Origin of the sequence: Steroidobacter sp. (assembly GCF_016790065.1) — a bacterium.
Taxonomy (GTDB): domain Bacteria; phylum Pseudomonadota; class Gammaproteobacteria; order Steroidobacterales; family Steroidobacteraceae; genus Steroidobacter.
In genome coordinates, this window is the sequence record NZ_JAEUPY010000309.1 from 1 (window position 1) to 23,516 (window position 23,516).

The following is a 23,516-nucleotide window of genomic DNA, read 5'->3' on the forward strand; positions in this document are numbered from 1 at the left end:
AAGGCCGCCGGCACTGCGCAGCTGATGCAGCTGAAGACCATGCAGACCAAGAAACACAACGCCGCCATCGACGAACTGCAGGCCAAGGCCAAGCTGTTCAACGAGCAGGTGCGTGTCTTTAAGGCGCGCGGCTAAGCGAGATTTCGAAGCGCCGCCGGATTGATGTGCCGGCGGCAAAGCAGGCCCAAGGCCAGGGAATGGAGCGTTATCAGCCGCTCCATGGGGAAGCTACGGATCAGATTCCCTGCTTACGCGCGGATGTGGAGCCAAGGAATAGGCGCCCAATCCGGCGTTTTTGCGCCGCCCGGTGGCTCGTGACACACTTTCGCGGTGTCCAGCCGCCTCCTCACCCCTGCCGAAGCTGAAGCCGCGATTCGCCAACATGCGACGCAGCTGCCGACGGTCCATTTGCCGCTGTTCGAGCTGTCGGGCACGGTGCTGCGCGAGTCCATCATTTCCAGCCGCGATCAGCCGCCGTTCGACCGGGTCACCATGGACGGCATCGGCTTCTCGTTCGCCGCCTGGCAAGCCGGACGCAATAGTTTTCGGATCGCCGGCACACAAGGCGCCGGCGCCCCGCCGCTCACTCTTCGCGAGTCCAGCGACTGTATCGAAGTGATGACCGGCGCCATGCTGCCGGTGGGCTGCGACTGTGTGGTGCCCGTCGAGAACATCGAAGTGAAGGACGGCGTCGCTCAACTGCGCGACGACGCACCCGCCCCGGTGCGCAACTTCAACGTGCACGCCAGCGGCATCGACTCTCGCAAAGGCGACTTATTGTTGCCGTCGGGCTATCGACTCGGCCCCGCCGAAGTCGCTGTCATTGCTTCCAACGGCCAGACGCACGCAGCGGTCGCTCGTCCGCCGCGCATCGTGGTGATCTCCACCGGCGATGAACTCGTCGAGCCGGGCCAGCCGCTGGAACCCTGGCAAATCTCTCGCTCCAATGTTTATGGCGTGCTCGCTTCGCTACGTCAGCACGGCTACACGGCGTTGAGTCACGATCACGTCCCTGACGACCTGCCGGCCTTGCGCGCCCGTTTGCAGACTCATCTGCAAAGCAACGACGTACTGATCCTGAGCGGCGGCGTGTCCATGGGCCGCTTCGATTACGTGCCGCAGGTGTTGCAGGAACTCGGCGTGCGCATGATTTTTCACAAGGTGGCGCAACGCCCCGGCAAGCCGATTTGGTTTGGCGTAGGCGCTGGCGGACAAACGGTGTACGCGCTGCCTGGCAATCCGGTGTCGACACTGGTTTGCCTGACTCGTTACGTGCTGCCAGGCTTGCAGGCAGCTCAAGGCGGCACGGCGCACGAGGTTGAAACCGTCAACCTCGCCCAAAGCTACGATGTGAAAGCATCGTTGGCGGTGTTCCTGCCCGTGCGTTTGACACAAACCGCGGCGGGCCAGGCCGCCATCCCGCAGCCCACGGGTGGCTCCGGCGACTTCACTTCGCTGATCGGCACTCACGGTTTCGTGGAACTGCTGCCCGGCCCGCGAGTCGTTCTGGAAGACCAGCCCGTAGCGCTGTTTCGTTGGTAGCAACCTGCCGGTAGCCGCATGTCCTCATCCGTCACAGCCCTGCCCGTGAAGCACCGCCCGAAAGATACCTTGGGCCGGCCGCTGCACGACCTGCGCATCTCGGTGATGGATCGCTGCAATTTCCGTTGCCCGTATTGCATGCCCAAGGAAACGTTTCATGAGAACTATCGTTTCCTGAAATCTCACGAGCGACTGTCGTTCGAAGAAATCGTGCGGCTGACGCGGCTGTTCGTCGATCTGGGCGTGAAGAAGGTGCGGCTCACCGGCGGCGAACCGCTGCTGCGTTCCAATCTGTCCGACTTGATCGGCGACCTGACGGCCATCGACGGCGTGCAGGATGTGGCGTTGACCACCAACGGCGTGCTGCTCGCTCAGCATGCCGTCGAATTGAAAGCCAACGGCTTGAATCGAATCACCGTCAGCCTCGATACGCTCGACCCCGCCATCTTCAAACAAATGAGCGGCGGCATGGGCGACCTGGAGCGCGTGCTCGACGGCATTCGCGCTGCTCGGGAAGCGGGACTCGCGCCCATCAAGATCAACTCGGTGATAGAGCGCGGCCTGAACGATCACACAGCGCTCGATCTCATCGAACACTTCCGGGGCACCGGCGTCATCGTGCGCTTCATCGAATATATGGACGTTGGCAATCGCAATCACTGGATGATGGATCGAGTGGTGCCGTCGCGCGAGCTGGTGGCCCGCATCGGCGAGCGCTGGCCGCTGCATCCGGTGGATGCGAACTATCGCGGCGAAGTGGCCGAGCGTTACGCGTTCGACGACGGCGTCGGCGAGGTCGGGTTCATATCGTCCATCACCAATCCGTTCTGTGGCGATTGCACGCGCGCGCGGTTGTCTTCGGAAGGTGTGTTCTACACTTGTTTGTTCGCCCGCTCTGGCGTGGATCTGCGGGCTCCTTTGCGCGCCGGCGCGACGGATGAGGAGCTCAGTACACTGATCTCCGATACCTGGCTGAAGCGTGGCGATCGTTACAGTGAAATTCGATCTACGCTCAAGGACGGCGAGCAGCCGTTGCGTAAGATCGAGATGTATTACATCGGTGGCTGATCGAATGGCGACTTTCACTCATGTCGACTCGAACGCCCGACCGACCATGGTCGACGTGGGCGATAAGGTCGTCACCAAGCGCACGGCAACGGCGCAGACCCGGGTGCGCTTTCCAGCGGATGTCGCTGAGGCCTTGCGTTCGAAGCAGTTCAATACTTCGAAGGGGCCGGTGTTTCAGACAGCCATCATCGCCGGCACCATGGCGGCAAAGAAAACTCACGAGTTGATTCCGTTTTGTCATCCGCTCGGCATCGAGAAGTGCAAGCTCGAGATCGACATGGAGGGCGACGATGCGGTCATTGTTTGCACGGTGTCCGTGCATCACAAGACCGGCGTCGAGATGGAGGCGCTGACTGGCGCCAGTGTCGCGGCGCTAACTGTTTATGACATGTGTAAAGCGCTCTCGCATGACATCGTGATTGCTGAGACCAAGTTGATCGAGAAGCGCGGAGGTAAGAGTGATGTCGGCTGAAGCACCCTTGTTCGGCCTGGTGCTGGCCGGCGGGGCCAGCACGCGGATGCAGCGAGATAAGGCGGCGATCGAGTATCACGGTCAGTCGCAGCTGCATTGGACGTTTCATTTGTTGTCGCACGTGTGTGCGGCGACGTTTGTTTCTGTGCGGCCGGATCAGCGGGAGGATCCAACGCGCGTTGGCTTTCCGCAGATCGTCGATCGTCAGCCTGGAATTGGGCCTATTGCGGGTATCTCCGCGGCTCTCGCCGCTCATCCCAAGGCGGCTTGGTTGGTGGTTGCCTGTGACCTGCCGTTTTTGAATGAACACACACTGCGGCATTTGGTTGAGCATCGCGATGTTCGCAAGCTCGCTACTGCTTATAAGAGCAGCCATGATGGTTTGCCTGAGCCTCTTTGCGCGATCTGGGAACCGGCGTCTCGCGAACCCCTGCTCGCTCACCTCGCCGCCGGCAAACAATGCCCCCGGAAGTTTTTGATCAACGCCGAGTCGTTGCTCCTCGACCTGCCCGACGCTCGGGCGCTCGACAATGTGAACACCACCGACGAATACCGCGCGACCGTCGCCGCCTTCGGCGGCTCGGCCGCCAGCCCTCAGCGCACGCTGAAAATCCAGTACTACGCCATCCTCCGCGAACAAGCCGGGCGCAGCGAAGAAACATTGGACACGACAGCGGCCACTCCGGCCGAGTTATACAACGAGCTGAGCAAACGCCATCCCTTCCAGCTCAGCCCAGCGCAGCTGAAAGTGGCGCTCAACTCCGAATTCAGCGACTGGCACACGCCGTTGCGTCACGGCGATACGGTCGTGTTCATACCCCCGGTGGCAGGCGGATGAAAGCTTTCTTCTTCAGCACTACGACTCTGACCCCAGACACTTACCGCCAAGAACTGGCGGACAAAGCCGCGGGCGGCTATGCATCCTTCGAAGGCTGGGTGCGCGACCACAACGAAGGTCAATCAGTCACGCAGCTGGAATACGAAGCCTTCGAAGCGTTAGCCAACAAAGAAGGCGAACGCATCGTCACCGAAGCCATCGCTAAATTCGGCGTATTGAAAGCCGCCTGCGTCCATCGGGTCGGCTCGCTGGCCATCGGCGATCTGGCGGTGTGGGTGGGAGTCAGCTCAAAGCATCGGGCGGAGGCATTCGCTGCGTGCCGCTACATCATCGACGAAGTGAAGCACCGCGTGCCCATTTGGAAGAAGGAGCACTACGTCAACGGCGACTCAGGCTGGGTGAATTGCGAGCGCTGCGCGGTGCCGGGGCACGATCATGCGCATGAGCATCCTCATGCGCACGACCACTAAAGCGAATTAGCCAGTGCCTTGCAGATGAATGACCAGGTCGATGCGCCGATTGCGCGCACGACCGGCGGCGGTCTCGTTGGTCGCGACCGGCCGGGCCTCGCCATAACCGATGGAGCTGACCTTCTCAGCATCAGCCCCCAACTGACTCACCAGATACTGCTTCACCGCGTCCGCACGATCCTGCGACAGGATCAGATTCGCTGAGTCGCTGCCGTTGGCATCGGTGTGACCTTCAATCAACACAGACGCGCCAGGAAACCGCGCCAGCGCCTGTTGCACCTTCCGCATCAAAGCCGCGCTGCTGCCGTCGATGGTGCTGCGACCGGACGGGAAGCTGATGCCCATCAATGAGACCACCACATCTTCACCCTGGCGATAAACCCGAGCCTCGTCGGCCGTGAACGATGCTTCGATGGCCGCAATGTTCGCACGCAGCTGAGCCTGCGCATCGACCTGACGCTGTAAGGCAATGCGTTCCTGCGACTCACCACCGAGCCGCGACTCGACACGCTTCACCTGATTGTTCAGCGACGCGATCTGCTCGTCGCGATCCTGCAGTTCTTGTTTCAAGCGACGCACTTCCTGCACCTGCTGCTGGGCCTGCTCGCCGACTTCTTTCATCGGGCCCTGATGGCCTTCGTCGAAGCGCACGTCCAACTCCATGTCGGTGGCAATGCGCTGCAGCGGCTCTTCCCAGGACAGGATCAACGCCTCGACGCCGGCCTGATTGTCCTTCTCCTGTTGCATGACGCGCTGGGCCTGCTGGGCCAGGTAAGTCGCATGCTTGGCGTCGTAACGAGCCTGGGCCGCGAGCTTGCGCGGCTGAGCAACGTCGTAACGATTGCGCTGAATCTCCTGCTCGGCCTCGGCGAGATGACGCTTGGCCGACTGCAGCGTGCGAGGTGCAAAACGCTCGACCTTGGCGGCATCGGCTTGCGCGATCAGATTGCGCGCTTCGTTGAGAACGCCGCCCTTGATGCCGATCAACTCAGCGTCGCGCAACAGCACTTCGGCCTCGGCCGCCCGCTTCTGCGCGTTGGCCAAATCGCCGCTTTCGTTTTCGCGCATGGCTTGCTGGAAACGATCCGCGGCCTTGGCCCAGGCCTCGGGGGCGAATTTTGGCGCTTCGGCAACCAATGCATCCTGGCGAGTCTTGATGACGCCGGACAACACCTGCTGGGCATTCGCCGCGACAGTACGGGCCTTCTGTAACGCCGCCTCGCCTTCCTGCACGCGAGCTGCAATTTTTTCAGTGCCGCGGCCGCGTTCAGCTTCCTTGGTGGCGTTCTGACTGGCTTGTAACGCAGCGGCAAACGCCTTCGGCGCCAGTGCGTCGATCTGATCGGCCCGAGCCTTCTCGACGGCAGCGGCTAACGCGGCGGCATCGGTATTAGCGGCCGCCAACGCCGGCGCAGCGGCCAGACTGACAGCGGCAACCACCAGCAACACAAAAGATTGGAACATACGAACGGGCCCGGAATCGAAACTGGACGGGAGTATACGTCGCTTCGAGCGCGCGGGCCTTCGGCCATTGGCCGGTTTGTGAGCCGTTCAGGGCCGGATTTGCCCAGTGCCGCGCACGACGTACTTGTAACTGGTGAGCTGCTCGACGCCCACCGGGCCACGGGCATGGAATTTATCGGTGGAGATGCCGATCTCCGCGCCCATGCCGAACTCGCCGCCGTCGGCGAACTGGGTCGATGCGTTATGCAAAACGATGGCGCTGTCGACACCGCTCAGAAAGCGCTCGGCCGTGGCCGGGTTGGCAGTGACGATGGACTCGGTGTGCGCCGATCCATAGCGGGCGATATGCGCGATGGCCTCATCGACGCCGTCGACCGTGCGGGCCGCGATGATGGGTTCGAGATATTCGGTGCTCCAATCCACCTCGGTGGCGGGCACGATGCGCGTATCGAGACGCTGTAACGTTTCGTCGCCGCGGACTTCACAACCTGCATCCAGCAACGCCTTGAGCACCGTTGAGGCGGCATTGCCGTTGCGATCGAACAGCACCGTCTCGGCCGCTCCGCAAACACCGGTGCGTCGAAGCTTGGCGTTCAGCACGACGTCGCGAGCCATGTTCACCTCGGCATCGCGATCCACATACACATGACAGTTGCCGTCGAGATGACCGATGACCGGCACGCGAGCTTCCTTCTGCACTCGCTCGACCAAACTGCGGCCGCCGCGAGGCACGACGACGTTGATGAACTCAGTCATGCTCGAGAGCATGTAACCGACTGCCGCGCGATCGGTCGTCGGCACGACTTGAATCGCCGCTTCGGGCAAGCCGGCAGCGCGCAGCCCGTCGACCAGACAGGCATGAATCGCTTTGATCGAACGACTGCTTTCACTGCCGCCGCGAAGGATCACCGCGTTGCCTGACTTCAAACAAAGCGCACCCGCATCGGCAGTCACGTTCGGACGGCTCTCATAAATGATGCCGACCACGCCGAGCGGCACGCGCACTCGCTCGATCTTCAAGCCATTGGGCCGAGTCCAGCCAGCAATCACACTGCCGATGGGATCCGGCAGCGCCACGATGTCCTCGATGCCGCGTGCCATGGCTTCGACGCGTTGCTCATTCAAGACCAGCCGATCCAGCAACGACGACGAAATGCCACGCGCTTTGGCCTGCTCCACATCCTGAGCATTGGCCGCCAGCACTTCCGCCCGGCGCTCACGAATCGCAGCGGCAGCCGCTCGCAAGGCCGCGTTCTTGGCGTCGGTGTTTGCCTGGGCCAACACCTGCGCCGCAGCTTTGCCCGCACGACCGAGGGCCTGCATCGGGCCGGCGACGGCGTTCACATCGCCTTCGGGCTTGGAGATTTGAGCGTTCATGACTTCATTCTAGCGGCAGCCGGGCCAGGTAAAGAAGCGCGGCTCTTCTACAGTGCAAAACTGGCGGCGCGCGCCGTGCCAGTCTTGGTCGTTTCTTCACTGGAAGGACCGGCTGCGCGGTTGCAAACGACCTTTGCGATGACACAATGCGCCGACATTGCGACAGGGGGATGGCATGGCAGTAGAGGCACGTTCGGTCGGGGACCGAGCCGTCAGCGCGAACGGCACCGACGCGAGCACCGGATTCAGTGCCAGCAATGCCTATCGCAACTATGTGGTCTGGTTGTTGTTCGTCATCTACGTGTTCAACTACGTCGATCGCCAGATCCTGTCCATCGTGCTCGAGCCCATCAAGCAGGAATTCGGCCTGCACGACTGGCAACTCGGCTTGCTCAGCGGACTCGCCTTCGCCGCCTTCTATTCGACGCTCGGCATTCCCATCGCCCGCCTTGCCGACACACGCAATCGAGTCAACATCATCACAGCGTCCATCGTGGTGTGGAGTGCGTTCACCGTCGTGTCCGGCATGGCCAAGAACTTCTGGCATCTGCTGTTCGCACGCATCGGCGTCGGCATCGGTGAAGCCGGCTGCAGTCCGTCGGCGTATTCCATCATCAGCGACTACGTCGAACCGAAGAAACGTGCCACGGCTTTGTCCATCTACTCGATGGGCGTGTACGGCGGCAGCGCGCTCGGCTTTCTAGTCGGCGGTTTGGTAGCGCATGAATATGGCTGGCGAGCCGCTTTCTATACCGTCGGTCTACCGGGCCTGATCGTCGCAATCATTTTGAAACTGACGGTGAAGGAACCGCCGCGCGGCTTCTCCGATCCTGGCACGGTGGTCAGTACTGAGCCGCCGCCGTTCCGCGAAGTGATGGGCAATCTGTGGGCCAAGCGATCGTTTCGTCATCTATCGATAGCCGCGGGCCTGCACGCATTTGTCAGCTACGGCTTGAGTTCGTTCTATTCGCCGTTCTTCATGCGCACTCATGGCATGACGCTGGGTGATGTGGGCGCATGGCTCGCGTTGGTGGTCGCACTCGGCGGATTGACGGGAACCTACCTTGGCGGTTTGTGGTGCGATCGTTACTACGCACGCACTCAAGACCCGCGTTGGTACGTGTGGATTCCGGCGATCACGTTGCTGATGGTCGTACCGTTCGGCCAGGTCGTGTACGCGCTCGACAACACCGTGGCCGCGATGATGCTACTCGTGTTGTACATCGCGCTGGCCGCGGCGTACCTTGGACCGAGCATCGCAACCACTCATCGCTTGGTCGGCTTGCGTGAGCGCGCGCTCGCGTCTGCGTTCCTGTTACTGATCCTGAACTTCATCGGCCTAGGGTTGGGCCCGATGTTTACCGGCGCCATGAGCGATCTGTTCAAGGAATATTTCGTGTCGCAAGGCGTGGCTGAGAAGTTGGCGCTGGCCGACGGTCTACGTTGGTCGATCCGCCTGACCTTGCTGATCAATCTGTGGTCGGCGCTGCACTACTTCCTGGCAGCGAAGACGCTGCGCCAAGACATCGAAGTCGGCAATCAAGCACGCGCGGCTGCCGCCTGAATTACTAGACCAGCGGCATTACTAGACCAGCGGCGGCTCGGTCTTCAGAAACTCCAGTTCCTCGGGCGTCGACTGACGCCCGAGAATGGCATTGCGATGAGGAAAGCGCCCGAAGCGCGCCACCACGTCATGATGATGACGCGCGTATTTCACGCCTGCCTCAATCCCAAGCTCGCTGAACAAGCGCACTGACTCGACCTGCGCAGCCAAGTCTTCACTGTGCATGAACGGGATATAAAGGAAATGCCGTTGTCGTGGCGGCAGGGCGCCATCCTTGCCGCTTGCCACCGCATGCTTCGCCAACGACAAAGCCTTGCCGTCGGTCGCGTACGCAGCCGGCGTCTTGCGATGAATGTTGCGTGGAAATTGATCGAACACGATCACGGCCGCGAGCAACTCGCGCGGACTCAGCTGGTCCGCTGCCGGCAAATGGTCCGTTAACGTGACGTACAGCTCGCCGAACCGATGCTTGCATTGCTCGTCGATTCGCTGGCTGCCGCGGAACCAATCTTGCTCGCTGAGTTCTTCGAACCAGAAGTGCAAAACGTCGTCGGCCCAAGCGTCCGGTAAATTTTTCGCTGACATGCTGAAGAGTATCGAGGTCCGGAGTACGAAAGTCACCCCGCGGCGGAATGTTCCCGCGCTGTCGCACTTCAGCTACGACCGTACAAATTTTCCGTAAGTCAGCGATCCAAGTTCCTCGCTCAGGCATTAGTACGTACGAGAGATAGAGGACTGCAGTGAATGTCGACCGGCCTGAAATCGTTGAGCTTGAAAGCGTTCGCCCTGGTGGGCTCCATCGCACTGCTGGCGGGTTGCAGTAACAATGACGACGACGATCGCGACTCCGAGGCTGCCGAGCCACCACCAGTAGCGCCGGCCCCCACTGCGGGTACGCTGATCGAATCGCCGCCGACGCGGCTCGCATCGTTCTCCATCGATCAGTTGCTTGCCGTAGTGAACGCCAGCTCCACAGCGACTGAAATACTGGATCTGATCGTCGATCCGGAATGCGGCGTCGATGTGCACCAGATTCGTTACAACACCCTCGATCCCGCCGGCCAGGCAACGACCGCGTCTGGCGCGCTGATGATTCCGACCGGCACCAACGCTGCTTGCCAAGGCGCACGCCCCATCGTCGTGTACGCGCACGGCACAGCTGCTGAGAAGAGCTACAACATCGCCAATCTTTCCAACCCGGACAACGCCGAAGGTTTGCTGATTGCCGCTGCGTTCGCCGCGCAAGGTTATATCGTGGTGGCGCCGAATTACGCTGGCTACGACACGTCGACGCTGGCCTATCATCCGTATCTGCATGCCGAACAACAGGCCAAAGACACATCGGATGCGCTGACCGCTGCGCGTACCGCACTACCGACGAGCACGGCCCCGACAGTCACCGATGGTGGCAAGCTGTTCATCACCGGCTATTCGCAAGGCGGTTACGTCGCCATGGCCACGCATCGTTTGCTACAGGCGAACGGCGCGACAGTGACAGCTTCAGCGCCGATGTCCGGACCGTATGCGCTGGGTGCTTTCGGTGACGCTGTGTTCCAAGGCCAGGTCATCAACAGCGCGCCGTTGCTGGTGAGCTGGCTGATGACGGCGTATCAACGCGCTTACGACAACATCTATGCGGCTCCGACCGATGCATTCGAAGCCCGTTATGCCACCGGCATCGATGCGTTGCTGCCGACCACTGGCACTCGCGGTCAGCTCTTCGATCAAGGATTGTTGCCACGTGAGCAGCTGTTCAGCAGCACGCCGCCCGATCCAAGTTACGCCGCTTATACGCCGGCAACGACGCCCGCCGATTTAGCGCCTGTGTTCGCTCGCGGCTTCGGCACTGAAGCGTTGATCACGAATTCGTTCCGAGCGAGCTTTCTACAAGACTCACTCGCTCATCCGGACGGCGGCTTTCCAACGGTGACTGACGGCTTGCCGGCAGCAGCGCCGGCCAATCCGCTACGTGTCGCGTTCAAAGCAAATGATTTGCGCAACTGGAGCCCGACGGCATCGGTGCTGTTATGTGCCGGTCATGACGATCCGACGGTGCTGTACTTCAACACTGAGTTGATGCAGAGATATTGGACGGGCGCCGGTGTCACCGCACCGATTCGGGTGCTCGACGTGGATGACGATCCGTCCCTCGGCGACGACGAAGCGACCATCAAGCTCGGCTTCAACACCGCGAAGGCGTCGATCGCTGCCGCTGCCATTGCTGGCGGCGCCACTGACGGCGGAGCTGCCGCCGTGGCCGACGCGTACCACAGCTCGCTAGTGCCGCCGTTCTGTCTGGCAGCGGTGCAGTCGTTCTTCGACGGTCTCTAAGCCGCGACGAACTGATCTCTTAACTCACGCTTCAACACTTTGCCGATGGCGTTGCGCGGCAGCTCTGCCGTCAACTCCACGGCCGAGAGGCGCTGCGTCTTGCCGACACGCTCATTGACCCATTGTTTAATGTCTGCAGCTGTCGCTGCCGACTCAGCCTTTATCACGACGAACGCCACCGGCGTTTCACCCCACTCCCTGGACGGCACGCCGACGACGGCGGCGTCCCGCACAGCGGGATTCTGCAACAGCACGGCTTCCAGATCGCTGGGATAAATATTGAAGCCGCCGGAAATGATCATGTCCTTGCGGCGGTCCATCAGCGTCAAAAAGCCTTCCGCGTCGAAGCGGCCGACATCGCCGGTGCGAATGAAGCGGTTGCCGTCGCCATCGAACCACTCGGCTTCGGCGGTCTTGCCCGGCTGATTGAAATATTCTTTCATCATGGCCGGCGACCGGCCGACCACTTCGCCGATCTCGCCGCGCGCCACTTCCTTGCCCTGCTCGTCGATCAAACGAATGTCGTGACCCGGCACCGGCTGACCGACGGTATGCAACTTATCCGGGAATTGATGAGCGAGCAGCATGCAGGTGCCGCCGCCCTCGGTCATCCCGTAGTACTCGATCAAGCCGCCCGGCCAGCGTTTCAGAATGTTGGCCTTGAGCGCGGGGGCGAACGGCGCGCTGGTACAAAACTTCATCCGGTAGCTGCCGAGGTCATAACTATCGAAGTCGGCACGATCCATCAGGCGCTGATATTGAACCGGCACCAACATCGCATGGCTGACCCGATGACGCTGCGACATCTCCAGGAACTTGCCGCCGTCGAACTTGGCCATCAACACCACTGCGCCGCCGCCGGCAAGCGCCGGGAAGAAACTCACCAGCGTGGTATTCGAATACAGCGGTGTCGAACAAATTGTCACTGCTTCGCGGTCGTAAGCGAAGTTGCGAGCGCGGCGCACGTGCGACCAGCGCATGCTATGCGGCTGCACGATGCCTTTGGGCGCGCCGGTGGTGCCAGAGGAATAAATGATGTTGAAAGGAGCATCGGGCGCAATCGATACCGGCGTCGGCACACCGCCCGCCGGCGCGAGCCACGCTTCGAGCGAACGCACACCCGGCGCCGCGTCCAGCCGCACGAGCTGTAGCCCCGAAGGCAAAGCCACTGTAGCCAATGCCGACGCGATGGCTTCATCCAGAAACAGGATTCTGGCGCCGCTATCGGCCAACATGGTCACCAACGCTGCGGCGGTCGACGACGGCGACAACGGCGCCACCGCGACGCCGGCACGCAATGCTCCGAGAAATACCACCGCATAATCGACGCAGGACGCGGCACAGATGGCAATGGCTGCACCGCTGCCGACGTTGTCCCGCTGCAGCGACAATGCGACTTGATCCATGCGCTGATCGAGCTCGCCATAATCGATGGCGCGTTGCTCGTCGATCAACGCCGGTTGGCGCGGACGCTCGCGAGCATAGGCATGAACCAATTCGGCGATCAGACCGAAGTCCTGATCGAGCAAGGTCTCAGGGCTGCTGCTATTCATCGACGCACAATGCCACAGCGCTGCGCACGCCAACAGCGGGCAAAGTGGCGCCATTGCATTAATTCATGGTCGCGGACACACTGCGGCGGTCGAGCGGCCGGTCCTATGCCAAATTAATTCCGATCTGCAAAAGACACAGCGGTAGGCCCTTATGCAAATTCCCGATCCGGCCGTTGAAGGTCAACTCAAAGGCAAGGTCGCGCTGGTCACTGGTGCCGCAAGCGGCATCGGCCGCGCCAGTGCGCTGGTGTTCGCCCAAGCGGGCGCCGCGGTGGTCGCTTTGGATCGCGCCCCGGAAGTGGAAGATACGGTCGCCGCCATTCGCAAAGACAATGGCCGCGCCACCGCCATCGTCAGCGACTCGTCGCAAGAAGCGAACATTGCCGATGCCATCGACGCCGCGGTGCGTGAGTTCGGTGCACTCGATGTTTGTTTCGCCAACGCCGGCATCAGCGGCGGCTTGGTGCCGTTGCATGAGCAGACGCCGGAGCAATGGACCCAAGTGCTGAGCATCAACTTGATCGGCACTTTTCTGGCCGTGAAGCATGCCGCAAGAGTCATGACTCCTCGCAAACGCGGTTCGATCATTTGCACAGCATCGGTGGCCGGCCTGCGCTCGGGCGCGGGTGGCTCGCCGTATAGCGCCAGCAAAGCTGGCGTCATCAGTCTGGTGCAAACCACGGCGTATCACCTATCCGGGAGCGGCGTGCGCATCAACGCGATTTGTCCGGGATTGATCGAGACCGGCATGACCAAACCGATTTTCGAACAAGCACGCGCCCGCGGTACTGACAACAAGATCGGCCAGCTCAATCCGCTGCGCCGCGCCGGTGCCCCCATCGAAATTGCCCGCATGGCGCTGTTCCTGGCGTCGGATGCGGCTTCTTATGTGAATGGTCAGGCCTTTCCGGTCGACGGCGGCCTGTCCAGCTCGCATCCCATCGTGCCGCCCCGAGTTCCCTGATTACGGAACTGAGTCCGCCGGCGGAGCGTCTCGTGAAGACACAACGGAGAACGCTCATGCGCGATTACGAGCGCGACCAAGACGATATGGACGATTACGAGCTGCTGCCCCGCCATCGTTCGTCGGGCGGGGGCATTCTGGAATCCATCGTGCTGCTAGGCGCGCTGGCTCTGATCGCGACGCCGGCCATCAAAGGTATCGCGCGGCGTTATCGTGTCCGCCATCCGCTCGCGGCGGGTGATGAGCAGGTCGACGAGTCGTTGAAAGAGACTTTTCCTGCCAGCGATCCGCCGGCAGCGCGCTACGTCGACATTCCTGCCAATCGGCGCTGAGTTCGCTCAGCGCTTCAAGCGCATCAACTGGGCGATCAGCACATTGGGCAGCACTGGCTTGGCCAGGCGCGGTGCGCTTCGAGTGGTTTGCGGAAACAGCTTGTCGTTGTCGGCGTAAGCGGTCGCGAAAACGAACGGCACATCCTTGGCGAGCAACGCATCGGCCAGCGGAAATACATATTCGCCGCCCAGATTGACGTCCAACACGGCCAGCGTCGGCTGTTCCTTCGCCAATAACTCTTGAGCTTCACGCAGGCTGGTCGCCGGGCCGAGCACGCGCGCGCCCTGCTCTTCCAGCATGGTCTGCATGTCATACGCGACGATGAAGTCGTCCTCCACCACCAACACCGTCATGCCGCTCATCGGGCCTTTGATGGTTTGCTGCGTGCCGGTGCCATCGCCGCCTTCACGATGCGGAGCGCGCCGTGCCGGAAACAACAAGACTCGCGGATCGCGAATGACCGGCGGCCGCGTCATCGGCGCAATGCCGCCGGTACGAACTGCCTCAGGTGGCATGCATGATCTGCAGCTTGGCGAGACTGACGCGGATGCGCGTCCCCGGCCGCTGGCCTGACGCAGCAGTGCCGTCGTGAAATCGAGCAGAGCGTTCCGGCCGGCCGCCGAATTGGCGCGCGACCATATCGATGATCTTGGCGCCCAAGCCGCCCGTTTCTTGTGAATGCTTGTCATGCCAGCCCACTCCGTCATCAACCACTTCCAAGACTGGAATCGAGTTCGAGCCATGCGACAGCACGACGCTCACCTCACCCGATTCCCCCGGCGCGAACGCGTGCTTGACGGCGTTCATCACCAGCTCACTGGTCAACACGCCCAGAGACACCGCGTCGCGCGCGTTGATCTCCAAAGGTTCGACCTGACATTGAATTCGGATCAAATCGCCCGGCGGCAAGCCAGCGCTGATGTCTTCCAGCACCGCGCCGAGCACCTCGTTCACCTTGACCGTCGCGAAGTCGGCACCGAGCCGTAACTTGCGATGCGCCGACGCGATGGCTTGCACGCGCATCCGGGCCGCGTTCAATGCTCGAGCCGCATCGGGATTCTTGACCGCACGCTGTTGCATGGTCAGGAACGACGACACCAGTGCCAAATTGTTACCGACGCGATGATTGACGTCGGTCAGCAACGACTCGGCACGCGCACGCTCTCGATTCGCTTCTTCGGCTGCCTTGGCTAGTTCTTCGGTGCGCGCCTGCACCCGCTGCTCCAGCTCAGCATTGAGAAAGGAGAGCCGCAACCTACTTTCGTGAACTGTCGCCACATACCGGCGCACGCTGACCAGCGCGAACACGGCCAGCACGCCGCAAGCAAACAACATCACGACTACCGCGCTGGTGAACCGATCACGCAAATCGGCCGCCGAGTTCTGGCGCTCGATGAGCAGCGCCTGCTCCTGTTGGGTAGCGGATTCGATGCGCGCACGGATGTCGTTCAACTTCGGCAGGCCGGAACGTTGAAGCGCGGCGATGGCCTGCTCGCGCTGCCCGGCGCGATGCGCAGCCAATGCCATATCGATGCCGGCCAATCGCTGTTCGATCAGCGGGGCGAACGCCTCGACGTTGGCGACCTGTGCCGGATTGTCCGAGACCAACTCGCGCAACCTGGCCAATTGTCGGGGCAGCAGTTCGGCCGCTTCTTGATGCGGGATCAGGAACGCTTCGCTGCTAGTGAGTAGAAAGCCGCGCAGTCCCGACTCCGCGCCGCCGAGCGTCACCAATGTCTCGTTGAGCGCCCGCTGCACTTCCATCGTGTGCACCACCAATTCATCGGCAGCCACACCTTGTCGCGAGACATGGAAAGTCAGCCCCGCCGAGCACAGCAGCAGTAAAAAGCTGAGCGCAATGGTAGCGACCAGCGCCCGGTTCCGGCGCAGGGAGGGGGGTTGTAAGACTTGCATATCCGCTGAGGCCGAATCAGTGGGTCAGCACCAGATCGTCGCGATGGATCATTTCGTCACGTCCATGAAAACCGAGCAGGGCCTCGATCTCACTCGACTTGCGTCCGCACAGTCGTTCGGCATCGACGCTCGAATATGCGACCAGTCCACGCGCGATTTCGTTCCCGGCACTGTCGCGCACGATCAGCGCGTCGCCCCGCTGAAACGGTCCGACGATCCGAGTCACACCGGCCGGCAACAGGCTCTTACCGCGCCCCAGGGCCGCGGCGGCGCCGATGTCCACATACAGCTCGCCGGCCGGCTGCAAAGTCCCGGCGATCCATTGCTTGCGCCGGGTCGCGGGACTGGCCGAGGGATAGAACCAGCTGCAGCGTGCGCCCTCTTCGATTCTGCGCACGGGGTGCAACTCGCGACCCAACGCCACACACATATGACAACCTGCACCGACCGCGATTTTCGCCGCGGCGATCTTGGTCGCCATGCCGCCAGTGCCGACCGCGGACGCCGAGCCGCCGGCCATTGCTTGGATATCGGCAGTGATGGCGCGCACCTCGGGAATGAACTGCGCATTCGGATCGCGCGTCGGGTCGGCTGTGTACAGACCATCGACATCCGATAAGAGAATCAGGCAATCCGCGCTGATCATTTGCGCGACGCGCGCCGCCAGGCGGTCGTTATCGCCGTAACGAATCTCGGCGGTGGCGACAGTATCGTTCTCATTGATGACCGGCACCGAACCCAGCTTCAGCAAAGTGCGCAGGGTGTTGCGCGCATTCAGGTACCGGCGGCGCTGCTCGGTGTCGCCTGGCGTGAGCAGGATCTGCGCGACACTCACGTCATGCTGTTCGAGGATTTCGGTCCATGCATGCGCCAGGCGGATCTGCCCCACGGCCGCGGCCGCCTGTTTCTCCTCCAGCTTGAGCGGGCCGGGCGGCAAACCCAATTGCCGGCGCCCCAGCGCCACCGCGCCGGAGGACACCAACAGCACTTCCTGACCGCGCCGACGCAAGCTGTCGATGTCCGCCGCCAGGGTTGCCAGCCAATCGCGCTTCACCGCGCCGCTGGCGCCATCGACCAACAAGGCCGAACCGACCTTGATGACGACGCGCCGAGCCTGCAACAGCGGCTGGGCGGAAGGATGTACGTGTGACGTGGACGTCATTGGCATGAAGCATGTAAGGGCGCGGCAGTGTAGGCAGGCGCCGAATCGTCGTCCATCCGCCCCACCGGAAACCGCATCGGGCCTGTTTCGCTCTCTTGGCAGTCTTGGAGAATGCCCCTAATATTCCGCCGCCGGTGAACACACCGGTTTCGTCGTCGTTTGAGGTGTTTGCGTGGCCAGAGATTACGACCCGGTCCAGGGAAAATGGTATGAGGATCTCGAAGAGAACGAGGTCTTCAAGGTCCTGTCCGTGGATCCCGACCAGGAGTTGGTCGAAGTCCAGTACGAGAACGGCGATATCGAGGAAATCGACCTCGATACCTGGCACGAGCTCGACCTGGAACAGGCCGAGGAGCCGGAAGGCTGGGCCTCGGACACTGAAGCAGAGGATGACGAGGAAGAAGAAGAGGAAGATGAGGACGAGGACGACTGGGACGAGGACGATGACGATTGGGATGACGACGAGGACGAAGACCTCGACGAAGATGACGATTACAACGATCGGGACGACGCCTGAGCGTCCCGTTTTAGCCCGCCGTTCCCATCGCCCAGCGCTAGCCGCCCCCGCCAATCTGGCTGAGGCGGCATGAAGACTCATCGGACCGCCCTGGTCTGGTTCCGGCGCGACCTGCGCCTCACCGACAATCCAGCACTACTGCACGCCCTCGCCAATGCCGAACGCGTGGTGCCGTTGTTCGTGTTCGCTCCCGAAGAGGAACAGCAATGGGCACCGGGTGCCGCCAGCCTCTGGTGGCTGCATCACAGCCTCGCCGCGCTGAACGGCAGTTTACGCAAGCTCGGTAGCGCGCTGGTCTTGCAGACCGGCCCGTCGCTCACCGCCCTGCGCCGAGCGCTCCGCGAAACCGACGCAACCCTGGTTTGTTGGAACAAACTCTATGAACCGGCGGCATTGAAACGCGATGCCGAGGTCGCCGCCGCGCTGGATGCGGACGGCGTCAGCGTCGAACAAACCAACGGCACGCTGCTGTTCGAACCCGGCAGCATCTTGAACGGCTCGAAGTTGCCGTATCGAGTGTTCACGCCCTTCTGGCGCACCTTGGATAAAGAACTGGTGACCTTGCCGGCCCCGCTGCGGGCGCCACGCCAGCTGCCGGCGATTCCACGTAATGTTTCGCGTGTCGAACTGGATACGCTGGAACTCCTGCCCAAGATCGCGTGGGACCAGGGCTTGGCCGATACCTGGACGCCCGGCGAAGCCGGCGCGCTGAAGCAGCTCAAAGACTTCGGCAAACATGTCGCCGCCTATCCCACCGGGCGGGATCGGCCGGATCGTGAAGAGACCTCGCGGCTGGCGCCCCATTTACATTTCGGTGAGCTCGGACCGCGGCAAGTGGTCGCGACACTCCGCCATGCCCACCCCGGAGCGGCGGAATCCAGGGGCACCGAGAGCTATCTGCGCCAGGTCGGTTGGCGCGAATTCGCGCATCACTTGCTGTTTCATTTTCCAGCCACCACCGATGCGCCCTTGAACCCGATGTTCGCCAAACAAAAATGGCGACGTAGCCGTGCCGACCTGCGAGCCTGGCAACGGGGCGCGACCGGCATCCCGTTGGTCGACGCCGGCATGCGCGAACTGTGGCGCACCGGTTGGATGCACAACCGTGTCCGGATGATCGTGGCGTCGCTGCTGACCAAGAACCTGCAGATTCATTGGCTGGAGGGCGCGCACTGGTTCTGGGACACCCTGGTCGATGCCGACCTGGCCAACAACACGCTGGGCTGGCAATGGGTTGCAGGCTGCGGCGCCGACGCGGCTCCCTATTACAGAATTTTCAATCCGGTGCTCCAGGCCAAGCGCTTCGACCCGCTGCGCGGCTACATCCGGCAGTGGTTGCCGGAGCTGGCCCGCTTGCCGGATCGATGGATTCACCAGCCGTGGACTGCACCCGACGCGGTGCTAAAGCACGCCGGCGTCGAGCTGGGGGTCACCTACCCGCGTCCGGTAGTCGATTTGGGGGAATCCCGCAACCGGGCGCTTCAGGTTTATTCCGAGCTGCGTTAATGACATAGGTTGTGAATCCGTAGCTTGCCGCCCGTGCGAAGTCCTTGTTTGAGGAACGCACGCGCATGACCAACCCCACTGAAGCCGCCCCCCGTCGCTCGCTCTTTACCAGCCTGACCAGCTGGCTGGACGCCGGCGCTGGCCTAGCCAAGTTCGACACCAGCAAAATCGACCGCGTCGATTGGATGCGTGTCATTCCCTTTTTGGGGATGCACGTGACCTGCGTCGCCGTGTTCTTCGTTGGCTATAGCCACATTGCGTTGGCAGTGGCCATTGCGATGTACGTGGTCCGGATGTTCGCCATCACCGGCTTCTACCACCGCTACTTTTCACATCGCTCTTTCAAGACTTCGCGCGCCGGCCAGTTCGTGTTCGCTCTGCTCGGCGCGTCAGCCGTGCAGCGCGGCCCGATCTGGTGGGCTGCGCACCACCGCCATCATCACGCCTTCTCCGATACCGAACACGACGTGCACTCGCCGGTGCAACGGGGCTTCGCGTGGAGTCACATGGGTTGGTTCCTGTCGCGCCGTCATTTCGAACCCGACCTGTCCCGCGTGCGCGACTTGCTCAAGTTCCCCGAACTGAAGCTGCTGGATCGTTTCGACATCCTGGTGCCGGTGGCCCTCGCGGTCGCGCTGTTCGGACTCGGCGCCGCGCTGGAACATTACGCGCCGGGGCTCGGCACCAATCGCTGGCAAATGCTGGTGTGGGGCTTCTTCGTCTCGACGGTGGTGACCTATCACGCCACCTACACCATCAACTCACTGTGTCATCGCTTCGGCAAACGTCGCTACGAAACCGGCGACGACAGCCGTAACAACGTGTGGCTGGCCCTGCTGACTTTCGGCGAAGGCTGGCACAACAACCATCATCACTATCCCGTGTCGACGCGACAGGGGTTTTATTGGTGGGAGATCGACCTGACGTACTACGGGCTGCGCTTGCTGGCGCTGTTCGGCATCGTCTGGGATCTCAAGCCAGTGCCTCGCGAGGTGCGTGAAGCGCGCACTCGCGTGCGCTCGCAGACTCTCTGACTCTCTAAATATAAGCATCGACAACTTACCGGGCAGGTTCATATGCGCATCGCAGTCATCGGCGCCGGCATTGCAGGGCTCTATGCAGCCTGGCGGCTGAGCCGCCAGCACGACGTCACCGTGTTCGAAGCTGGCAACTATGCCGGCGGTCACACCAACACCGTCGATGTCGACTGGCAAGGCCAGCACTACGCCATCGATACCGGCTTCATCGTGTTCAACGACTGGACCTATCCGAACTTCATTGCCACGTTGCGCGAGTTGGACGTGGCCTGGCAGCCATCGAACATGAGCTTCAGCTTGCGCTGTGAACGCACCGGCTTGGAGTACAACGGCACGTCGCTCAATGCCTTGTTCGCACAGCGCTCCAACATCGTCAGCCCGTCGTTCCTGCGCATGATCTACGACATCCTGCGTTTCAATCGCGAGGCGCGCGCACTGCTCAAGACCAACGACGACAAGCTCACGCTCAGCGAATACCTGCGCAACAACGGTTACTCCGACTCGTTCGCCGAGCGCTACATCCTGCCCATGGGCCGCGCAATCTGGTCGGCCGAGGCCGATGCGATGCTGTCGTTCCCTGCCCGCTTCTTCGTCGACTTCTTCGAACGTCACGGTTTCTTGAACATCGACAACCGACCGCAGTGGCAGGCCGTCAAAGGCGGCTCGCGCGAGTACGTGCGCAAGCTGCTCGCCGCGATGAAAGCGGATGTGAAGTTGTCGACGCCCATCGAAAGCGTGCGACGCCGGCCCAACGAAGTCGAGGTGTGTACTCGCAAAGGCGAAGTGCATCGCTTCGATCACATCTTCATCGCCTGTCACAGCGACCAAGCGCTGGATATGCTGAGCGATCCCTCGCCGGTCGAGCTGGAAGTGCTGAAAGCCTTTCCGTACGCGGCCAACGAAGCCATTCTGCATACGGACAGCTCGCTGCTGCCGAAACGCCCGCTGGCTCGCGCCGCCTGGAACTATCACGCGCTCAAGAGTCCGCAGCAGCCCGTTGCACTCACCTACGACATGAACATCTTGCAGACGCTGGCTGCGCCCACCAAGTTTCTAGTCACGCTGAATCACGCCGACGCCATCGACGAGCGCAAGATCATCCAGCGCATCGCCTATCACCATCCGGTGTATCTGCCGGCGGGCGTTGCCGCTCAAGCCCGTCATCGCGAAGTGAATGGCGAGCGCCGCACGTACTATTGTGGCGCCTATTGGCGTTACGGCTTCCATGAAGACGGTGTGGTGACGGCCATGCGTGCGCTGGAACATTTCCAATGGGATCTCACCTCTGGCGGCGCAGTGACCGATCCGCACTCACTGCCGGGCGCAGCTGCGTAACACACGCCATGGAAAGCTGTATCTACAACGGTTGGGTACGACACCGCCGACACGAACCGGCCGGCCATCAGTTCCGCTACGAACTGTTCATGATGTACCTGGACCTGGCCGAGCTGCCGCAGCTGTTCGATCCCCATTGGGGCTGGTCGGCCCGCGGCCCGGCGCTGGCCCGTTTCAAACGTTCCGACTACCACCACACGCTCAACGATGGCGACGACGGCCACGACGAGTTGAGTTTGGATGAAGCCGTGCGCCGCACCGTGACCGCGCAAACCGGTCGCCGACCGGATGGCCCGATCCGCATGCTCAGTCATCTGCGCTACTTCGGTTACGTCTTCAATCCCGTCACGTTCTATTACTGCTTCGACAGCGCCGGCAGCAAGGTACAAACCATCCTGGCCGAGATCACCAACACGCCGTGGAAAGAACGCCACGCGTATGTGTTGCCGACCTCCGCTGCGAGCAGCGACGAATCGGTCATGCGCTTCGAGTTCGGCAAGGAATTTCATGTGTCACCGTTCTGGCCCATGGACATGCGTTACGACTGGCGCCTGAGCACGCCGGGCGAGCAATTGCGCATTCACATGGACAACCTGCAAGACAAAGACGGCGCCACGCGCCGCGTCTTCGACGCAACCCTGGTTCTCGAACGAGAGCAGATTTCCAGCGCCGCCCTGACGCGCGCGCTGCTGAAGTATCCGCTGATGACGACCAAAGTTGCCGGTGCGATCTATTGGCAGGCGCTGCGCCTGTGGTTCCGACGCACGCCGTTTTTCACTCATCCGAAATGGACCGCGACGCCATGACAACAGCAAGACCGTCGATCCTGCCCAACACCCCCGCGCTAGTCGCCAACGACTCGTGGCTACAACGCACGGGACGTAACACGCTGCTGGGTCAGCTAAAACTTTTGAAGCACGGCGAGATTGCCGTGGTCGAAGCCGGCCAAGTTCATCGCTTCGGCCAACACACATCGGAATGCTCGCTATCCGCCACGGTGGACGTCGTGCATCCGCAGTTCTGGGCGGACGCTGCATTCGGCGGCACCACTGGCGCTGGCGAAGCCTACATCCATGGGCATTGGCGTAGCGACGACCTCACGGCGCTGGTTCGGATCATGGTGCTGAATCGAGAGATCATGCAGAACATGGAAGGCGGATTCGCCTTTCTCACTTCGCCGCTGCGCCGGATCTTTCATTGGTTGAATCGCAACTCCAAGGACGGCAGCCGCAAGAACATCGCCGCTCATTACGACCTGGGCAACGACTTCTTCCAGCTGTTCCTGGACGACACCATGGCGTACTCGTGCGGCATTTTCGAAGCGCCCGAAGCGACCTTGAAAGAAGCTTCGCTGGCCAAGTTCGACGCCGTGTGCCGCAAGCTGCAGCTCAAGCCGTCGGATCATCTGGTCGAGATCGGCACCGGCTGGGGCGGGCTCGCCATTCATGCCGCCAAGAAATATGGCTGCCGCGTGACCACGACCACCATTTCCAAGGAACAGTACGCGCTCGCCAAAGAACGCGTGCTCGCCGAAGGGTTGGGTGATCGCATCGACTTGCGCCTGGACGACTATCGCGATCTCACCGGCCATTACGACAAGCTGGTGTCCATCGAAATGATCGAAGCGGTCGGCCACCAATACCTGGACACCTACATCGCCAAGTGCGCCTCGCTGCTCAAGCCCAATGGCGCCATGCTGATCCAGGCCATCACCATTCAAGATCAGATCTATGAGGCTGCATTGAAGAGCGTGGATTTCATTCAACGCTTCGTGTTCCCCGGCAGCTTCATTCCGTGCGTCACCGCCATAACCGATGCAGTGACCCGCTCTACGGACATGAAGGTTTATCACCTGGAAGACATCGGTCCGCACTACGCCACCACGTTACGCATGTGGCGCGAGAACTTCTTCGCCAACATCGGACGCGTGCGTGCGTTGGGTTACCCGGAGGAGTTCATCCGGCTCTGGGACTATTACCTGTGCTACTGCGAAGGCGGCTTTGCCGAAAGGCAGCTCGGCGACGTGCACATGTTGATGGTGAAGCCGGGCTGGCGCGGGTAGAGTTGGC

The 23,516-nt window shown here is 61.7% G+C and carries 22 protein-coding genes; 15 read left to right on the forward strand and 7 right to left on the reverse strand.

Translation table 11 applies throughout. From position 1 onward, the window contains the following. The first annotated feature begins 330 nt into the window (after positions 1-330). The 5 genes from JNL55_RS12920 to JNL55_RS12940 are packed head-to-tail and all read left to right on the forward strand — an operon-like array spanning position 331 to position 4,390. A complete protein-coding gene (locus tag JNL55_RS12920; RefSeq protein ID WP_293853494.1) occupies positions 331-1,542 on the forward strand; it encodes a molybdopterin molybdotransferase MoeA in 1,212 nt (403 codons plus the stop codon). A gap of 18 nt (positions 1,543-1,560) precedes the next feature. Then, positions 1,561-2,610 carry a GTP 3',8-cyclase MoaA gene (gene moaA / locus JNL55_RS12925; RefSeq protein WP_293853497.1) on the forward strand — a complete coding sequence of 350 codons (1,050 nt, stop codon included), beginning with the start codon at positions 1,561-1,563 and terminating at the stop codon, positions 2,608-2,610. A gap of 4 nt (positions 2,611-2,614) precedes the next feature. Next, on the forward strand, positions 2,615-3,082 hold the full coding sequence (moaC, locus tag JNL55_RS12930) for a cyclic pyranopterin monophosphate synthase MoaC (protein WP_293853500.1): 468 nt from the start codon (positions 2,615-2,617) through the stop codon (positions 3,080-3,082). Then, the gene (locus JNL55_RS12935; protein ID WP_293853502.1) at positions 3,072-3,920 is read left to right on the forward strand and encodes an NTP transferase domain-containing protein; all 849 of its coding nucleotides are present in this window, start codon (positions 3,072-3,074) and stop codon (positions 3,918-3,920) included. Before moaC ends, JNL55_RS12935 begins: the two co-directional genes overlap by 11 nt. Further along, on the forward strand, positions 3,917-4,390 hold the full coding sequence (locus JNL55_RS12940) for a molybdenum cofactor biosynthesis protein MoaE (RefSeq protein WP_293853505.1): 474 nt from the start codon (positions 3,917-3,919) through the stop codon (positions 4,388-4,390). The genes JNL55_RS12935 and JNL55_RS12940 overlap by 4 nt, the downstream gene beginning before the upstream one ends. Before the next feature lie 6 nt (positions 4,391-4,396). Here JNL55_RS12940 and JNL55_RS12945 read toward each other — a convergent pair whose 3' ends face one another. Both JNL55_RS12945 and JNL55_RS12950 read right to left on the reverse strand, forming a co-directional pair. Beyond that, positions 4,397-5,854, reverse strand: coding sequence for an OmpA family protein (locus JNL55_RS12945; RefSeq protein WP_293853507.1), 1,458 nt, complete (start codon positions 5,852-5,854; stop codon positions 4,397-4,399). An 87-nt stretch (positions 5,855-5,941) separates the two neighbouring features. Next, a complete protein-coding gene (locus tag JNL55_RS12950) occupies positions 5,942-7,231 on the reverse strand; it encodes a glutamate-5-semialdehyde dehydrogenase (RefSeq protein ID WP_293853509.1) in 1,290 nt (429 codons plus the stop codon). Between the two features lie 175 nt (positions 7,232-7,406). Between JNL55_RS12950 and JNL55_RS12955 the strand changes: the two genes are divergently transcribed. After that, positions 7,407-8,795, forward strand: coding sequence for a spinster family MFS transporter (locus JNL55_RS12955; RefSeq protein ID WP_293853511.1), 1,389 nt, complete (start codon positions 7,407-7,409; stop codon positions 8,793-8,795). 21 nt (positions 8,796-8,816) lie between these two features. On the opposite strand, the gene JNL55_RS12960 is transcribed toward JNL55_RS12955, so the two are convergent. Next, the gene (locus tag JNL55_RS12960) at positions 8,817-9,380 is read right to left on the reverse strand and encodes a DUF924 family protein (RefSeq protein WP_293853514.1); all 564 of its coding nucleotides are present in this window, start codon (positions 9,378-9,380) and stop codon (positions 8,817-8,819) included. A 159-nt stretch (positions 9,381-9,539) separates the two neighbouring features. Here JNL55_RS12960 and JNL55_RS12965 point away from each other — a divergent pair, with 159 nt between their 5' ends. Next, complete coding sequence (locus JNL55_RS12965) at positions 9,540-11,126, forward strand: alpha/beta hydrolase family protein (protein WP_293853516.1); 1,587 nt, start codon at positions 9,540-9,542, stop codon at positions 11,124-11,126. Here the strand turns inward: JNL55_RS12965 and JNL55_RS12970 are convergent. Then, a complete protein-coding gene (locus JNL55_RS12970; RefSeq protein WP_293853518.1) occupies positions 11,123-12,679 on the reverse strand; it encodes a class I adenylate-forming enzyme family protein in 1,557 nt (518 codons plus the stop codon). The two genes, JNL55_RS12965 and JNL55_RS12970, sit on opposite strands and share 4 nt — an antisense overlap. Before the next feature lie 151 nt (positions 12,680-12,830). Between JNL55_RS12970 and JNL55_RS12975 the strand changes: the two genes are divergently transcribed. Together JNL55_RS12975 and JNL55_RS12980 are read left to right on the forward strand one after the other, a co-directional pair. Next, positions 12,831-13,643: an SDR family NAD(P)-dependent oxidoreductase gene (locus JNL55_RS12975; protein ID WP_293853520.1), complete on the forward strand. Its 813-nt coding sequence runs from the start codon at positions 12,831-12,833 to the stop codon at positions 13,641-13,643. Positions 13,644-13,699: 56 nt separating this feature from the next. Then, positions 13,700-13,975, forward strand: coding sequence for a hypothetical protein (locus JNL55_RS12980; RefSeq protein WP_293853521.1), 276 nt, complete (start codon positions 13,700-13,702; stop codon positions 13,973-13,975). Between the two features lie 6 nt (positions 13,976-13,981). Here the strand turns inward: JNL55_RS12980 and JNL55_RS12985 are convergent, their stop codons facing one another. The 3 genes from JNL55_RS12985 to proB form a co-directional block, all read right to left on the reverse strand. Next, positions 13,982-14,491: a response regulator gene (locus JNL55_RS12985; RefSeq protein WP_293853522.1), complete on the reverse strand. Its 510-nt coding sequence runs from the start codon at positions 14,489-14,491 to the stop codon at positions 13,982-13,984. After that, complete coding sequence (locus JNL55_RS12990) at positions 14,481-15,770, reverse strand: sensor histidine kinase (RefSeq protein WP_293853525.1); 1,290 nt, start codon at positions 15,768-15,770, stop codon at positions 14,481-14,483. The genes JNL55_RS12985 and JNL55_RS12990 overlap by 11 nt, the downstream gene beginning before the upstream one ends. Positions 15,771-15,906: 136 nt before the next feature. Beyond that, positions 15,907-17,052, reverse strand: coding sequence for a glutamate 5-kinase (proB, locus tag JNL55_RS12995; RefSeq protein WP_293853528.1), 1,146 nt, complete (start codon positions 17,050-17,052; stop codon positions 15,907-15,909). 172 nt (positions 17,053-17,224) lie between these two features. Here proB and JNL55_RS13000 point away from each other — a divergent pair, with 172 nt between their 5' ends. The 6 genes from JNL55_RS13000 to JNL55_RS13025 all read left to right on the forward strand — a co-directional run bounded on the left by JNL55_RS13000 (position 17,225) and on the right by JNL55_RS13025 (position 23,509). Next, positions 17,225-17,569 (forward strand): DUF6763 family protein, encoded by a 345-nt coding sequence (locus JNL55_RS13000; protein WP_293853530.1) that lies wholly within the window; start codon positions 17,225-17,227, stop codon positions 17,567-17,569. A gap of 69 nt (positions 17,570-17,638) precedes the next feature. Next, positions 17,639-19,075, forward strand: coding sequence for a cryptochrome/photolyase family protein (locus JNL55_RS13005; RefSeq protein WP_293853533.1), 1,437 nt, complete (start codon positions 17,639-17,641; stop codon positions 19,073-19,075). A 65-nt stretch (positions 19,076-19,140) separates the two neighbouring features. Further along, the gene (locus tag JNL55_RS13010; RefSeq protein ID WP_293853536.1) at positions 19,141-20,109 is read left to right on the forward strand and encodes an acyl-CoA desaturase; all 969 of its coding nucleotides are present in this window, start codon (positions 19,141-19,143) and stop codon (positions 20,107-20,109) included. Between the two features lie 42 nt (positions 20,110-20,151). Further along, positions 20,152-21,447, forward strand: a complete 1,296-nt coding sequence (locus JNL55_RS13015) for an NAD(P)/FAD-dependent oxidoreductase (protein ID WP_293853539.1) — start codon at positions 20,152-20,154, stop codon at positions 21,445-21,447. Between the two features lie 8 nt (positions 21,448-21,455). Next, positions 21,456-22,253: a DUF1365 domain-containing protein gene (locus tag JNL55_RS13020; protein ID WP_293853541.1), complete on the forward strand. Its 798-nt coding sequence runs from the start codon at positions 21,456-21,458 to the stop codon at positions 22,251-22,253. Then, on the forward strand, positions 22,250-23,509 hold the full coding sequence (locus JNL55_RS13025) for an SAM-dependent methyltransferase (protein WP_293853543.1): 1,260 nt from the start codon (positions 22,250-22,252) through the stop codon (positions 23,507-23,509). Before JNL55_RS13020 ends, JNL55_RS13025 begins: the two co-directional genes overlap by 4 nt. The last annotated feature ends 7 nt before the right edge of the window (positions 23,510-23,516 follow it).

Bases quoted from the DNA above. Each gene is read 5' to 3' on its own strand.
- moaA (WP_293853497.1), top strand. From the start codon at position 1,561: ATGTCCTCATCCGTCACAGCCCTGCCCGTGAAGCACCGCCCGAAAGAT.
- moaC (WP_293853500.1), top strand. From the start codon at position 2,615: ATGGCGACTTTCACTCATGTCGACTCGAACGCCCGACCGACCATGGTC.
- JNL55_RS12935 (WP_293853502.1), top strand. From the start codon at position 3,072: ATGTCGGCTGAAGCACCCTTGTTCGGCCTGGTGCTGGCCGGCGGGGCC.
- JNL55_RS12940 (WP_293853505.1), top strand. From the start codon at position 3,917: ATGAAAGCTTTCTTCTTCAGCACTACGACTCTGACCCCAGACACTTAC.
- JNL55_RS12945 (WP_293853507.1), bottom strand. From the start codon at position 5,854: ATGTTCCAATCTTTTGTGTTGCTGGTGGTTGCCGCTGTCAGTCTGGCC.
- JNL55_RS12950 (WP_293853509.1), bottom strand. From the start codon at position 7,231: ATGAACGCTCAAATCTCCAAGCCCGAAGGCGATGTGAACGCCGTCGCC.
- JNL55_RS12955 (WP_293853511.1), top strand. From the start codon at position 7,407: ATGGCAGTAGAGGCACGTTCGGTCGGGGACCGAGCCGTCAGCGCGAAC.
- JNL55_RS12960 (WP_293853514.1), bottom strand. From the start codon at position 9,380: ATGTCAGCGAAAAATTTACCGGACGCTTGGGCCGACGACGTTTTGCAC.
- JNL55_RS12965 (WP_293853516.1), top strand. From the start codon at position 9,540: ATGTCGACCGGCCTGAAATCGTTGAGCTTGAAAGCGTTCGCCCTGGTG.
- JNL55_RS12970 (WP_293853518.1), bottom strand. From the start codon at position 12,679: ATGAATAGCAGCAGCCCTGAGACCTTGCTCGATCAGGACTTCGGTCTG.
- JNL55_RS12975 (WP_293853520.1), top strand. From the start codon at position 12,831: ATGCAAATTCCCGATCCGGCCGTTGAAGGTCAACTCAAAGGCAAGGTC.
- JNL55_RS12980 (WP_293853521.1), top strand. From the start codon at position 13,700: ATGCGCGATTACGAGCGCGACCAAGACGATATGGACGATTACGAGCTG.
- JNL55_RS12985 (WP_293853522.1), bottom strand. From the start codon at position 14,491: ATGCCACCTGAGGCAGTTCGTACCGGCGGCATTGCGCCGATGACGCGG.
- proB (WP_293853528.1), bottom strand. From the start codon at position 17,052: ATGACGTCCACGTCACACGTACATCCTTCCGCCCAGCCGCTGTTGCAG.
- JNL55_RS13005 (WP_293853533.1), top strand. From the start codon at position 17,639: ATGAAGACTCATCGGACCGCCCTGGTCTGGTTCCGGCGCGACCTGCGC.
- JNL55_RS13010 (WP_293853536.1), top strand. From the start codon at position 19,141: ATGACCAACCCCACTGAAGCCGCCCCCCGTCGCTCGCTCTTTACCAGC.
- JNL55_RS13015 (WP_293853539.1), top strand. From the start codon at position 20,152: ATGCGCATCGCAGTCATCGGCGCCGGCATTGCAGGGCTCTATGCAGCC.
- JNL55_RS13020 (WP_293853541.1), top strand. From the start codon at position 21,456: ATGGAAAGCTGTATCTACAACGGTTGGGTACGACACCGCCGACACGAA.
- JNL55_RS13025 (WP_293853543.1), top strand. From the start codon at position 22,250: ATGACAACAGCAAGACCGTCGATCCTGCCCAACACCCCCGCGCTAGTC.